Origin of the sequence: Bradyrhizobium canariense, assembly GCF_900105125.1 — a bacterium.
GTDB lineage: Bacteria > Pseudomonadota > Alphaproteobacteria > Rhizobiales > Xanthobacteraceae > Bradyrhizobium > Bradyrhizobium canariense_A.
The window spans coordinates 7,763,999-7,777,553 of record NZ_LT629750.1 but is presented as its reverse complement, the minus strand read 5'-3'; the positions used below and the strand labels follow the sequence as shown (position 1 = coordinate 7,777,553).

General features: G+C 58.1%; 12 protein-coding genes. 8 read left to right on the top strand and 4 right to left on the bottom strand.

The window, feature by feature from the left end; all coding sequences use genetic code 11:
* Positions 1-15 precede the first annotated feature (15 nt).
* The 4 genes from BLV09_RS36565 (at position 16) to BLV09_RS36550 (ending at position 4,212) form a co-directional block, all read left to right on the top strand.
* Positions 16-1,638: an FAD-dependent monooxygenase gene (locus BLV09_RS36565; protein WP_146690890.1), complete on the top strand. Its 1,623-nt coding sequence runs from the start codon at positions 16-18 to the stop codon at positions 1,636-1,638.
* 97 nt (positions 1,639-1,735) lie between these two features.
* The gene (locus tag BLV09_RS36560; RefSeq protein WP_100382999.1) at positions 1,736-2,092 is read left to right on the top strand and encodes a hypothetical protein; all 357 of its coding nucleotides are present in this window, start codon (positions 1,736-1,738) and stop codon (positions 2,090-2,092) included.
* Positions 2,093-2,466: 374 nt separating this feature from the next.
* Complete coding sequence (locus BLV09_RS36555; protein ID WP_146690889.1) at positions 2,467-2,802, top strand: GYD domain-containing protein; 336 nt, start codon at positions 2,467-2,469, stop codon at positions 2,800-2,802.
* 180 nt (positions 2,803-2,982) lie between these two features.
* Positions 2,983-4,212 carry an ABC transporter substrate-binding protein gene (locus BLV09_RS36550; protein WP_146690888.1) on the top strand — a complete coding sequence of 410 codons (1,230 nt, stop codon included), beginning with the start codon at positions 2,983-2,985 and terminating at the stop codon, positions 4,210-4,212.
* Between the two features lie 150 nt (positions 4,213-4,362).
* Here BLV09_RS36550 and BLV09_RS36545 read toward each other — a convergent pair whose 3' ends face one another.
* The 4 genes from BLV09_RS36545 to BLV09_RS36530 form a co-directional block, all read right to left on the bottom strand.
* Positions 4,363-5,874, bottom strand: coding sequence for a hypothetical protein (locus BLV09_RS36545; RefSeq protein ID WP_146690887.1), 1,512 nt, complete (start codon positions 5,872-5,874; stop codon positions 4,363-4,365).
* A gap of 512 nt (positions 5,875-6,386) precedes the next feature.
* Complete coding sequence (locus BLV09_RS38895) at positions 6,387-6,980, bottom strand: septal ring lytic transglycosylase RlpA family protein (protein WP_146690886.1); 594 nt, start codon at positions 6,978-6,980, stop codon at positions 6,387-6,389.
* A gap of 260 nt (positions 6,981-7,240) precedes the next feature.
* A complete protein-coding gene (locus BLV09_RS36535; RefSeq protein WP_100383002.1) occupies positions 7,241-8,548 on the bottom strand; it encodes an MFS transporter in 1,308 nt (435 codons plus the stop codon).
* A gap of 34 nt (positions 8,549-8,582) precedes the next feature.
* Positions 8,583-8,864: a hypothetical protein gene (locus BLV09_RS36530; RefSeq protein ID WP_146690885.1), complete on the bottom strand. Its 282-nt coding sequence runs from the start codon at positions 8,862-8,864 to the stop codon at positions 8,583-8,585.
* 211 nt (positions 8,865-9,075) lie between these two features.
* On the opposite strand from BLV09_RS36530, the gene BLV09_RS36525 reads away from it, so the two are divergent.
* From BLV09_RS36525 to BLV09_RS36510, 4 genes are all read left to right on the top strand, one after another.
* Complete coding sequence (locus tag BLV09_RS36525; RefSeq protein ID WP_146690884.1) at positions 9,076-10,692, top strand: flavin-containing monooxygenase; 1,617 nt, start codon at positions 9,076-9,078, stop codon at positions 10,690-10,692.
* 76 nt (positions 10,693-10,768) lie between these two features.
* On the top strand, positions 10,769-11,821 hold the full coding sequence (locus BLV09_RS36520; RefSeq protein ID WP_146690883.1) for an alpha/beta fold hydrolase: 1,053 nt from the start codon (positions 10,769-10,771) through the stop codon (positions 11,819-11,821).
* A 132-nt stretch (positions 11,822-11,953) separates the two neighbouring features.
* Positions 11,954-12,568: a TetR/AcrR family transcriptional regulator gene (locus BLV09_RS36515; RefSeq protein WP_174556631.1), complete on the top strand. Its 615-nt coding sequence runs from the start codon at positions 11,954-11,956 to the stop codon at positions 12,566-12,568.
* Between the two features lie 66 nt (positions 12,569-12,634).
* Positions 12,635-13,495, top strand: a complete 861-nt coding sequence (locus BLV09_RS36510) for a DMT family transporter (RefSeq protein WP_146690882.1) — start codon at positions 12,635-12,637, stop codon at positions 13,493-13,495.
* Positions 13,496-13,555 lie beyond the last annotated feature (60 nt).

Here is a 13,555-nt window from a genome sequence, read left to right as displayed (position 1 = left end):
AAAAAGGATAAAAAAATGCTCGATACCCCCGTTCTCATCTCCGGTGGCGGTCCCGTCGGCCTGACCGCTTCATTGCTGCTCTCCCAGCACGGCGTGCGTTCGCTGCTGGTCGAACGTCACCCGGGCACGGCGGTCACGCCAAAGGCGCGCGGGATCAATGCCCGCACCATGGAAATCTTTCGGCAATACGGCATCGATGCCGCGATCAGGGACGCTGGCCTGGCGGAAGGCGGGACCGGACTGATCGTCTGGGTCGAGACCCTCGCCGGCAAGGAGATCGAGCGCCGCGTGCCCGGCCGGACGACCGCAAAGAACCTCGCGGTTACTCCCGTCAAGAATTGTCTCTGCGCCCAGGACGACCTCGAGCCGGTCATTCGCCGATTTGCGGAATCGGCGGGACCTGGAACGCTGCGCTTCAATACCGAGATGACATCTTTCAGCCAAAGGCCCGATGCCGTCACGGGCCTGTTGACGGATCGCACCACGGGAGCGGAGACGCCTTTTACCGCGCGCTATCTGATCGCCGCCGAGGGCGCGCAAAGCCGTGTTCGCCGCGCGCTATCAGTGAAAATGATCGGAGAAGAGGAGGTCTACGACAGCGTCAATATCCTGTTCCACGCCGACCTCACCCAATGGGTCGAGCATCGGCCCGCCGCGCTCTATTTTGTCGAGCAGCCGGACCTCCGCGGCACATTCCTCACCATCAATGGCAGGGATCGCTGGGGATTCCTGATTCACAGCCCCAAACAATATGGCTGGCGGCCGCAGGATTTCACGCCGGAATTTTGCACGGAGCTGATCCGCAAAGCCGCCGGCGTGCAGGACCTCGCCGTGTCCGTGCTGCGCGTCAACCCGTGGCAGGCGTCCGCTATCGTGGCCGACCGCTATCGCGTCGGCAACGTTTTCCTGGCCGGCGATGCGGCCCATGAGATGCCGCCGACCGGCGGCTTCGGTCTGAATACCGGCGTGCAGGACGTTCACAATCTGACATGGAAGATCGCCGCCGTGCTTCAGGGCCAAGCGGACGAGTCGCTGCTCGACAGCTACCACGCCGAGCGCCAGCCTTTCGGCCAGATTGTCACCCAGAACTCGCTGACCAACGCGATGTCGATGGGGCGCGCGGCACGACAAAGCAACGTGTTGCCGCGCCGCGAATTCCTCAACGAACAGGGACTGATCTTTGGGGCCTGCTATCAATCGACGGCGGTCGTGCCGGATGACACGCCGCCGGCCGCCGTCGACGATCCCGTTACCGAATATGTGCCCTCGGCGCGGCCCGGCAGCCGCGCGCCCCATGTCTGGCTCAGGCGCGGCAGCGAGCAAATCTCGACCATCGACCTGTTCGGCTCGCATTTCGTGCTGCTCGCCGGCCGCGACGGTGACGCGTGGTGTCAAGCCGCTCGCGAAATCGGTGCTTCACGGCCTTCACTCGTCGCCTATGCTATAGGTCACGACGAAAGCCTGATCGACGCCGACGGCAATTGGCATAGCGCTTACGGTGTCGATACTGATGGCGTCGTCCTGGTTCGGCCGGATGGCTATGTCGCCTGGCGCAGCCGTACGAGTGCTTCGAATCCGCTGGATGCTTTGCGCACGGCGCTCGATGGCCTGCTCGGCAGGATGCCCGCAATGGCGTGAGGGGAATGCGAACTTTTCATTTAAGTTGAATCGAGCAAGCGAGACGTTCAGACTGCTTTCAGGTATAAAAACGTGTGTACCGGATTGGAGAGATGTCATGGTGCAGGCAACTGGATTGGCCGTGGGTAGCCTAATCTTGCTGACAATGATGGTTACGTCCGGCGGTGCCGCAGAACAACGATTCTCGTGCAAAGGGCAAGTCGTTCAAGAAATTCCCAACCCGGCCGTTCAACCGAAACCAATCGATCTGAACGTGACCTTGGGCGACAATAAGAAGCTGTCCATGACGACCGGCGACGGTAAAATGCTTGCTCCCCGCATTACCAGCAACAACAAGATCCAACTTAAATTTGCGACGAAGGAGTTTGTTGGAGAATATTTTCATTATACGGGCGATCTATTTCTCATCTACAAGTCCGGGCCACTCGCGCGGCTCAGTTGCTTGCGCACTTGACTCCCGATCAATGGGTCATCCGATCATCTGGCGAATGTCGGCGCAATGTCCCCCATTGCCCATTGACGAGCCAGAAGCGACCTGCCTGGAATGACCGCCACCGGGCATAGCGCCGAGATTTTGCGGAACACCGACTTCAGCCAAGCGCGAAAAGCCGACCTCAACGCCTCTTCCGAATGACTGGCGCTTGATGTAGCCTGTTGGAAGAGCCGCTACCGGGACGTGCCGAAGTCCCGCGAATTACCGGCGGCGTCTGTGCCCACGGCGGGCTTCGCAGTCGCTTTATCCTTGCGCTTATCATCAGCCCCTTTCGATTATGTCGGAAGAGGGAGCGCCTTTCGTTGATTGCAACGCTTTAAACGGAGGAAATTGCCATGCATTTCTGTTTAACAGGGCAATACACGCCACGGGCTCTCAACAATATCCTGGAAAACCCCACAGTTAATCGTTCCGAAGCGGCTAAAAAACTGATCGAAGCTGCGGGCGGTAAATTAATTTCGATGTATAGCACCCCGGCCGATGGTCCTGGCGTTTTGACGATCTTCGATGTGCCTGACCCCGGCGCAGCGCCAGCGATCTGTGGCGTTGTGGTAGCATCCGGCACCCTCCACAATGTGAAGCTCACCCGTCTGTTGACGCAGGACGAAGTGGTGCAGGTCCGGCAAAAAGCAAGCAAGCTTCGCGCCGCATACACCCCGCCCGGCGGTTAAAAGAATTTGGTGGCAGCCGACTGGGCTTCCACCACTCATTCGATAATTCCAGGCAACCGCGCCTCGATTGGCCGGCGGCACGGCTGAGACTTCGTCGTCCATTAGCTAGACAATTTCACCGCGTGAACCCTAGACTGCCACATGATCGGCGAGCAGCCGACGGCATTTGGGGAGGACGACATGACGCAGACACGCGGCGTTCTACTGGCATTGATCGTGCTCGGCCTTTCGGTGGTCACGAATCCGGCGGCGGCCGAGAAGAAATATGATCCCGGTGCCAGCGACAGCGAAATCAAGATCGGCAACATCATGCCTTACAGCGGGCCGTTGTCGGCCTACGCGCTGATAGGCCGGACCGAGGCTGCCTTTTTCAACCAGATCAACGCCGAGGGCGGAATCAACGGGCGAAAGATCAACTTCATTACCTACGACGATGCCTTCAGCCCACCGAAGACTGTAGAGCAGGCCCGCAAACTCGTGGAGAGCGATGAAGTTTTGCTCATCTTCAATTCGCTGGGGACACCGACCAACAATGCCATTCGGCCATACATGAATTCGAAGAAGGTGCCGCAGCTCTTTGTCGCCACTGGCGCAACCCAATTCGGCGACGTGAAGAGCTTTCCATGGACGATGGGCTGGCAACCGACCTACCAGACCGAGGGGCGGATCTATGCGAAATACATCCTGCAGAACCTGCCGCAGGGCAAGATCGGCATACTCTACCAGAACGACGATTCAGGCCGAGATTACATCAAGGGCCTGAGAGATGGTCTGGGTGACGAGGCGGCGAAGCGCATGATCGTGGCCCAGGTCCCCTATGATCCCTCGGAAACGACTGTCGACTCGCAAATTGTCACACTGAAAACCATGGGAGCCGACGTTTTTTTCAACGAAACCTCGCCGAAATTCGCTGCGCAGGCGATCAGGAAGGCCGCCGAGATCGGATGGAAGCCGGTTCAATTCCTCGCCAGCGTCTCGAACTCGGTAGGTTCCGTGCTAAAGCCCGCTGGACTAGAGAACGCGAAAGGCATTCTTTCAACGAACTATCTCAAGGACCCTACCGACCCGACCTGGAAGGACGATCCCGCAATCAAGGAATGGGCTTCGTTCATGGACAAGTATTTTCCGGAAGGAGATAAAACCAGTACGTTCAGTGTCTACGGCTATTTGACCGCGCAGACCGTCGTTCAGGTATTCAAACAGTGCGGCGACGAGCTGACTCGCGAGAATATTATGCGGCAGGCCGCAAACCTGAAGAACTTCGAACCGGGGTTGCTGCTACCTGGCATCAAGATCAACACAAGCCCGACTGACTACTACCCGCTCGAGCAGATGCAGATGTCTCGATTCAACGGAGATCACGGCGTGCTGTTCGGACCTGTCATCGCCGGGGAGATCGGGACGCAATAGCCGCGAGCCAGGATACGAGGCACCGATGGTGTCCGTTCCGGGTCGTTCGCGTCATTTTGGCTGTCGACCGTCTACTTCCGGCCAATCCCCGTCGGTTCGCAAGGACCGACGGAACGACCGGCAGCGTCTGCCTTGCCCACCTTCCGATGCTCAAACAAGAAGAGAGTGGTGCGCCTCGAGCATCGCAAGCGAATAGTGTGTACCCATTAGTTCGGCTACCGTTGCGGTACCGCCGGAGGCGGTGGTGCATTCCAGAAACGTGTTACCGCCCACCACCTCGGTCGTGAGGAAGTGGCTGAGATCGCCAACTTTCCCATCCCAGTGCGTGCCCGACAGTGCATTTTGTAAATCGAGTTGGTCGCCGTCAAACAGGCTGAAATTGTAGATCTTATCCATCCCCGATCCAGATGGCGCCAGCACAAACGTATCCTTGCCAGCTCCACCAAAGATCGTATTGAACGTGGTCGCTGCGCCGGCGTCCACCCAATTGCCGATGCCAGACAGGGAAATGACGTCATTGCCGCTTCCGGTCGTGACCGTATTACATCCCGCCCCGGTCAAACTTACCGTGCAGCCTCCGTTGCCCAGCGCAATGGTGGAGTGGTCGACATTCAGCCCCACAACGTGATCGGCCCCATTGCCCGCGACAACCGTATTGTAAGACCCGCCGATCAGGATCTGGTCGTTCCCGTTGCCCGCGACGATGGTGGAAATGCCTGCCAGGGCCGTAATCGAATCCGAGCCGTTGCCGACAACGATGGTGTCAAACCCACCAACGAGGTGCGCGTTTGGATCTATATCGCCGTGCAACGCAGGCGTCGCAACGCCGTTGCCGTTCAAATTACCGCTGTCGACTCCGATATTGCCGTTGCCATTGCTATTGCCGGAATCGTGTCCAGTGTTCAGATTGCCATTATAGTTGCCATTCAGAACGCCGACATTGCCATTGCCGTTGTCGTTGCCGTCCGACCGGGAGGCATTCCCCAGGCCGTTGAAATTGCCGTTGAACGCGCCAATGTTGCCATTGCCGTTGTCTCTGCCGCCATTGCCATCGCCGTTGAACACGCCGATGTTGTCGTTGCCGTCGCTCGCGTTGCTGTTGCCCAGACCATTGAAGGCACCGATATTTCCCGTGCCCCCATTGAAGAAGCCGATATCGAGATGGCTTCCCGTTGAATGGAGCCCATCGAGGTCGAGCGGCGAGGCGAATGTCGCCGACAAATAGTTCCCGTAGGTTATGTGCACTTCGCCGTCGTGAAAGACCGCCGATGCCGTTCCGGTTCCGGCATTCACAACATCATTGCCGTCTCCGAGAACGATCGTATTGAACGCTCCCTGCAGGGTTACGTGATCATTGCCGTTTCCCAAAACGACAGTCGATAGGCCGTTGCCTCCGTTAATCGAAACAGCGGCGTGAGAGGTCGTATCGCCAATGACGACGTTGCCTATCCCGTGCAGATCAAGAGACGCGCTTGCGCCGCCGACATTGTCGACAATGCCGAAGGTCGCTTCAGGATTGAACGTGACAACAAAATCAAAACCATGATGATGCTTTGCATGACCAAATTCAAAATCGTCCTTCGCATGACCAAAAGAATGATGCTTCTCATGGGAAAATTTTGCACCAACCGGAGTTCGGAAATCAAAACGCTCTGCACTCACGACTAATCTCCTTCATTACAAAATTCGGGCTTCCGCCCAACTCAGATCGTGATCAAAGAATAATGATTGACGTTTGCGTCAGGAAAATAATGGCATCCGCTGTCACCAGCGAACGCCTTTGGCCAGGAGTGATCAATTGTGGTCGAAGATTATCTCTGAGGCGATCCAACGGACAATAAAAAAATCGCTTTATTGCAGCGCCGCAAGTTCCCGCTACCCCGCTGCGTGCCATGATGAATTCTCAGCCTCGGCATGCTGGTTCCCAAGACGGAAACGAGACAGTGAAGCTGTCCCAAATTCGACATGCCTCCAGAGGTCACCGATATCAGAAGCGGGGCCAGAAGCAGAAGTGGCCGTGATCTTCCATCACTTCCGCTTCGATCTCTCTCATAAGCGGACATAACCAATCACGGGTGCAAGGTCTGGAAGATGCCAAAAGGCCGACATTCGCTGGATGTCGGCTTTTGATCCGCTGCGATATTTCGATCGTTAATACAGACCGCTCTGGCTGGCTATCGGACGACGTTGAGTTTGACGTTCGCAATTCCACTGTCGACCATTCCCAGTGCTTCCGCCGCAGAATACGAGACGTCGACCGCTCGCCCGGGAACGAACGGACCGCGGTCATTGACCCGAACGGTCACGGACCGCCCGGTGGCGACGTTTGTCACGCGCAGTCGCGTGCCGAACGGCAATGTCGGATGAGCGGCGGTCAATTCATGTGTATCGAATTTTTCGCCGCTCGCGGTCTGCGTTCCCTCGGTATAGAAGCTCGCAACTCCATGCGATGCCAGCTGTGTCCCGGCTGCATCCTTGTGTGGCGCGAACGGGGTATGTTTTCTCGCGAACGCTACACGCCTGCCCGTCACGAATGCGGCCTGTCGAACGTGTTCTTGAGACGGCTGTCGACTGGCGGCAAGAAATTCCGATTTCCTTGTGGCAACGGAAGACTGCGCGCAGGCCGCAAGCGACGCTGCTCCCAAAACCACAGCGAATAGTTGAATGACGTTTCGACCACCAGCCGCCGAAATCAAAGGCGAACTAAGATGAATACGGCTTGCTTTGATGCCGACGTAAGAAGTTCTGGCCCAGTTGATGGAAGACATATCGCACCCCCAACCCACCGAAAATCCGACAGGTACCAAGGGCGGAACTTAATGAGGGCAGAACCATGACTGGGTGAAACCAAACATGGGATCAATCACTTGATTTTAGTTTGGTGTGCTAATAACGCCACAACTCGCCACAGTGATCAGGCGACAATGTGTCGGAAAGTCGGCATCGATACCGATGGCTTTCCCCGAGGCTCTGTTTTGACCCGATCCGGATGCTGAGTTCCGAGCGCTTGATGCAGAGGAGATTCGGATCATTCGGCAGGCGCGCCGACCGCCGAGGACGGCACGCGGTTCGGAATGTGCAGAAACAACGCGCAGACAATTGCAGCGAGCAGACCGAGCAAAGCGAGCCCATAAAGTCCACCCGAATAATTGCCGGTCAGGTCTTTCATCACACCGACATACCAGGGCCCGAAGAAGCCGCCGAGATTGCCGATCGAGTTGATCCACGCGATCCCTGCTGCGAGCCCGGCGCCACTGAGAAACATCGGCGGCATCGCGAAGAACGGGCCCTTGGAGCCATAAAACCCCATCGCGGCGATCGACATTCCCACCAGCGCCCACCAGCTTCCCATCGTCATGCCGGCAATGACCAGCCCCACGGTTGAGAACACGCAACCGATGAACAGATTCCAGCGCCGCTCATTCATGCGATCGGAAATGCGCCCCCACACCACCATGGCGATGGCGCCGCAAATATAGGGGATCATGGTGAGCCAGCCGACCGTCATGTTGCTGTAGTTGCCCAGCGACTTGATCATTTGCGGAATGAAAATCAGCATGCCAAGGCTGGCGGTGACAATGCCGAGATAGTTCAGCGCCAGCAGCAGCACTTTGGGATTGTAGAGAGCCTGCCACATCGTGAATTTGCGTATCGCCTCGGTGGCGCGGCGTTCGGCGGCGATGGTGGCGACGAGCCAATTACGCTCTTCCGCAGTCAGGAATTTTGCCTGCTCGGGCCGGTCGGTGAGCACGAAAAACGTGACCACCCCGATCGCCACCGTCGGGATCGCTTCGGCGATGTACATGATCTGCCAACCCCGCAGACCGAACAGGCCATCCAGACCGAGAAGCCCCGTCGATATCGGCGCACCGATTGCCACTGCAACCGGCAGACCGACCAGAAAGCCCGACACGATGCGGGCGTGATGGTGGCTCGGAAACCAGTAGGTGAAGTAGAGGATGATGCCAGGAAAGAATCCGGCCTCAGCGACGCCCAGCAGGAAGCGCACGATCGCAAAGCTCGTCGCCCCTGGAACCACGGCGGTGATGCCGGCCAGTATCCCCCAGGTGATCATGATACGGGCGATCCATATTCTGGCGCCGACCTTCTCCAGGATCACGTTGCTGGGGACTTCAAAGATGAAATAGCCCCAGTAAAACATGCCGACGGCAAACCCGAAGGTGCCGGCCGACATGCCGAGATCGCCGCGCATGGTAAGGCCGGCGAAGCTCACATTGATGCGATCAATGTAGGCAAGCACATACGACAAGACCGCAAACGGAAGCAGCCGCAGATAAACCTTGCGCATGGTCGATCGCTCAAGCGTACGGTCCATGGCTTCCTCCGCAGGATCTCTGGGACATCAGAGCTTATGCTGTTTTTGAAACGGAAGGGTCAGAAACGCGCGCTTCAATTCTAATATTGTGAGAGCGGTGCGGTGCAAAACATGGGACAGCTTTGCTGTCGCACCAAACCGCTGTCGACATCATGCCGCGCCGCGCTTCACCGGCTTGTCCTTGCAGGAACTCCTGTTCGGGAGGAAGATCGCCGATCCTAAAAAAACAAGCGGGAGGTACGGCATGCAAAGCAAGGTTCAGATCGACCAGGCGTTGCTGCAGCCCCCGCAGCCTCGCCTGGGCAGGCTTGGCCAACGCTAAGCCGGATCGACTCCTCGCGCGAAATTTCAGATCTCATCCTGACGCAGACGCTGCCGTTCGCGGACAACAAACGCCCGCAGACGTTCGCGGCTTACGAAAATAGCGTCCAAACTATGCGCGATGCAGCGCAACTGCGGAGGTCTTCCCGCTGGTGGAGGATCGAGTTTCTCTGTCGTCCGATCGAACAACAAAACTGGAGGGAGAAATGGCCATCGCAACTCAAGACTTCGACGCCGTCGTGATCGGCGCAGGCTTTTCCGGCCTGCACATGCTGAAATCACTGCGGGACAAACTGGGATTGAAGGTGCGCGTCTATGAAGCCGGTGAAACCGTAGGCGGTACCTGGTACTGGAACCGCTACCCCGGCGCGCGCTGCGATTCTGACGCCTACATTTATTGCTTCACCTGGGACAAGCAGCTCCTGCAAGAGTGGGAGTGGTCCGAGCGCTATCCCGAACAGCCCGAAATCCTCCGCTATCTCGAGCATGTCGCCAAGCGTCACGACCTGAAACGCGACATTCAGTTCAATACCAGCATGACCGGCGCCGAATTCGACGAGCGAACCAACCTCTGGACGGTGCATACCCACAAGGGGGAAGACGTGACGGCGCGTTATCTCATCGCCGCCGTCGGCACCTTGTCGACCACGAACATGCCTCAACTGAAGGGCTTGGAGAATTTTAGAGGCAAGTGGTACCACACCAGCCGCTTCCCCCACACTGGCGTCGACTTCACCAACAAGCGCGTGGGCGTGGTCGGTACCGGCGCCACGGCGGTACAGGCGATTCCGGAAATTGCGCAGCAGGCCAAGCAACTCGTCGTGTTCCAGCGCACGGCCAACTACTGCGTGCCGGCGCGCAATGGCAAGGTGGACCCTGAAATCGTCAAGGCGCGAAAGGCTGATTATGACGGCGTGGCCAAGCGCATCCGGGAATCATTCTTCGGCCAGGAACATTACTTCATTCCGAAGTCAGCGCTGGAGGTCACACGCGAGGAGCGCGATCGTGAATTCGACAGGATGTGGGACGCCGGCGGGTTCGCCTTCTGGCTGGCCAACTATCAGGACATGTTCTTCTCGAAAGAGGCCAATGACGTCTGCGCCGACTACATCAAGCGCAAGATCCGCAAGACCGTGAAAGACCCTGTTATCGCCGAAAAGCTGATTCCCAAAGGCTACGCCTACGGCACCAAGCGCCAGCCGCTCGACACCAACTACTACGAGACGTTCAACAAGGACAACGTGCTCCTGGTCGATGCGAAAACCGACGGCGCGATCGAAGAAATCACCGAGAAGGGCATCCGCGCCGGTGGCAAGGAATATCCTCTCGACATCATCGTGTTCGCCACCGGTTTCGATGCCATGACGGGTCCGTTGAAGGCCTTGAACCTGAAAGGCCGTAACGGCCGCACGCTGGATCGGGAGTGGTCGGACGGTCCCCACACCTACCTTGGCGTCTCGGTCGCCGGCTTTCCCAACCTGTTCACCATCACCGGCCCGCAAAGCCCGTCGGTGCTGTCGAACATGCCGGTATCGATCGAGCAGCATGTCGAATGGATCACCGACTGCATTGAAAACATGCGCAAGGCCGGAAAGACCACCATCGAGGCAACACCTGCGGCGCAGGATCAATGGGTCGCGCACGTCAATGAAATCGTCAGTGCGACGCTAATGCCGAGCGCCAACTCCTGGTACATGAGCGCCAATATCGCCGGCAAGCCACGGGCGTTCCTGCCCTATCTCGGGCCGGAAGGCGTCGGCGGCTACCGGAAGAAGTGCGACGAGGTGGCCGCCAAGGGCTACGAGGGATTCGAATTAGCGTAACCAGACTTAGACAACAAAAACAGGGCGGCAGCGGCAACAGCGTTTGCCGCCCAACAAACGCTATCGGGAGGAGATCATGATCGAGAACAGCTACTACTCGCAGGACGTTCACGGCCCTTATGAGCTTCACGACATCGGCAATCTCGATTTGGAGGAAGGCGGCACGATTCGCGCCTGCAATCTTGCTTACGCGACTTTCGGCAAGCTCAATGCGGCAAAGGATAACGCCATCCTCATCCCCACCTGGTACTCCGGCACAAGCAAGATCATGGAGCAGGTCTATATCGGCCCGGGCCGGGCCCTCGATCCCGACAAATATTTTATCATCGTCGTCAATCAGATTGGCAGCGGTCTTTCCACCTCGCCGCACAACACATCGCCACCGGCCGGGATGGGAAATTTTCCCCGCGTGCGCATCGGGGATGACGTGCGCGCGCAGCACAAGCTTGTCACCGAAAAATTCGACCTGAAAAGCCTCGCGCTCGTTGTCGGCGGCTCGATGGGCGCACAACAGACCTATGAATGGGCGGTACGCTACCCCGACATGGTGAAGCGCGCCGCGCCGATCGCCGGCACGGCCAGAAACACCATCCATGACTCCCTTTTCACGGAAACGCTGGTCAATGCCATCACCTCCGATCCCGGTTTCAACAAGGGCTTCTACGCATCGTCTGCCGACGTCAGGGAAGGCCTGCTGCGTCATGCCAAAATGTGGGCCGTGATGGGCTGGAGCACGGAGTTTTTCCAGCAAGACCGGCACAAGGCGCTGGGCTTTTCGTCGATGGACGATTTCATCATGAACTTCATGAACGGCTATTTCAGCGTGATGGATCCCAACGATCTGCTGTGCATGGCCTGGAAATGGCAGCACGGCGACGTGAGCCGCCACACCGGCGGCGACTTGCGGGCCGCCCTGGGCCGCATCAAGGCCAAGACTTTTGTCATGCCGATGTCGTCGGATATGTTCTTCCCGCCGTCCGATTGCCAGGCCGAGTGGCGGCTGATTCCTGATGCCGAGTTCCGGCCGATCCAGACCATCGATGGCCATCTCGCGCTTTTCGGCGCCGATCCCAACGCGATCGGCCAGCTCGACAAGCACCTGCGCGAATTGCTCGCGTCAGAAGTTTAGGGCGTGTGCTCATAAACCATTGAGTCCGCTATTGGGTGAGGAGCAGAAAATATCTGCTCGCCGCCAATATTTCCGGTTTTGCCCCAGAGTGGCCACTTGCAATTTATAGACCAATTGGTCTATAAATCAGCAATGAGCCACCAAACCTCAGTGCAGTTACCCCGTGGCCGCCCCCGAAGTTTCGACACGGAAGCCGCTGTCGAACGCGCGATGGGTGTGTTCTGGTCGCGCGGCTATCACGCCACGGCGCTACCGGACCTTCTTCGTGCGACGAAGCTCTCGCGTGGCAGCCTTTACGCCGCTTTCGGTGACAAGCACTCGCTCTTCTTGCGTGCGCTTGATCGCTACGTTGCCAATGCCTTGACACGGATGGATGTCGAACTCGACCCCCGCAGAGAGCCGGTCGACGGTCTGCGGGCCTACCTTGCCGGCTACGTTGACCGCACCAGCGGGGCTAATGGTCGGCGCGGATGCCTGCTGGTGGCCACAGCCATGGAACTGGCTGGCCATGATGCTGAAGTTGATCGTCGCATCGGAAGCTTTTTCAAAGCCATGGAGGCCAGGGTGGCTGATGCACTTTCCCGTGCGAAGGCGGCGGGCAAGTTGGCCGATGGTGTTGAGCCTTCAAGTGCCGCCCGAATTCTCGTCTGTTTCGTCGAGGGGCTGCGGGTGGTCGGTAAAACGGCACCGACACGGATCACGTCGCAAGCCACCGTTGACGCTCTTCTCGACCGCTTCATTCGGTAGACGACCCATGGACGCCTCCGCCGTTAGCGCGTCTATATTTAGACCGAATGGTCTTGAAAGGAAGCCATGTCTACCATCCAGATCGTCTGCGCGGTGGCCGTCCCCTTGCTCTGGGGTTATCAATTCGTGGCCATCAAAGTCGGCGTTATGGAGTTTCCGCCTCTCTTCTTCCTCGCACTGCGCTTCCTCGCCATCGCGCTGCTGCTTATTCCGTTCGTCAAAAGGCCCACACGTCAACAGTTCGCCCCTATCGCAGCTATTTCGGGTTTCCTTGGTGGACTAAACTTCGGGCTCTTCTATGTTGGCCTTGGGCTCGGCTCGGGAAGCATGTCGGCCGTCGCATATCAACTCGCCACGCCCTTCACCGTCCTGTTAGCTTGGCCGCTGCTCGCGGAGAGGCCGTCTCTAACTACGTCCGCCGGAGTGGTGCTTGCATTCGTCGGCGTGGTCGTGTTGGCAGCGGGGCCTGGCCTGTCGGCAAACGCGCTTCCGCTGCTGCTTGTGGTCGGGGCAGCCTTCGCGTTCGCGGTGTCCAACGTCTTGACGAAGCGCTACGGCCCTTTTGATCCCCTGATGTTGATGGGGTGGTCGTCGCTGCTCACGGTGCCACAGGTCATGTTGATGTCGTTGCTCCTTGAACATGGACAGCTGGCGAGCCTTATCACGGCGGATGAACGTGGTTGGCTGGCACTCGCCTACACAATTTTCATCGGAGGAATTGTTGGGTTTGGCCTTTGGTTCTGGCTGATCGCCCATTGCTCCATGGACCGCGTCGCACCATTCGGCCTGCTGCTTCCGGTGTTCGCCTTGGTTTCGAGCGTGTTGTTCCTTGGCGACCGTATGACCCCAAAGTTGATTGTCGGTGGGCTGCTCGCGATCTCCGGGGTCGCCATTACACAAGTAAGATCACCCGCTCGACCAATTTGAACTTAGAAGTCGCGTCGCGGCGACTTCCGAGTTTGGCACGAACCGGACATGCTGAGGGTC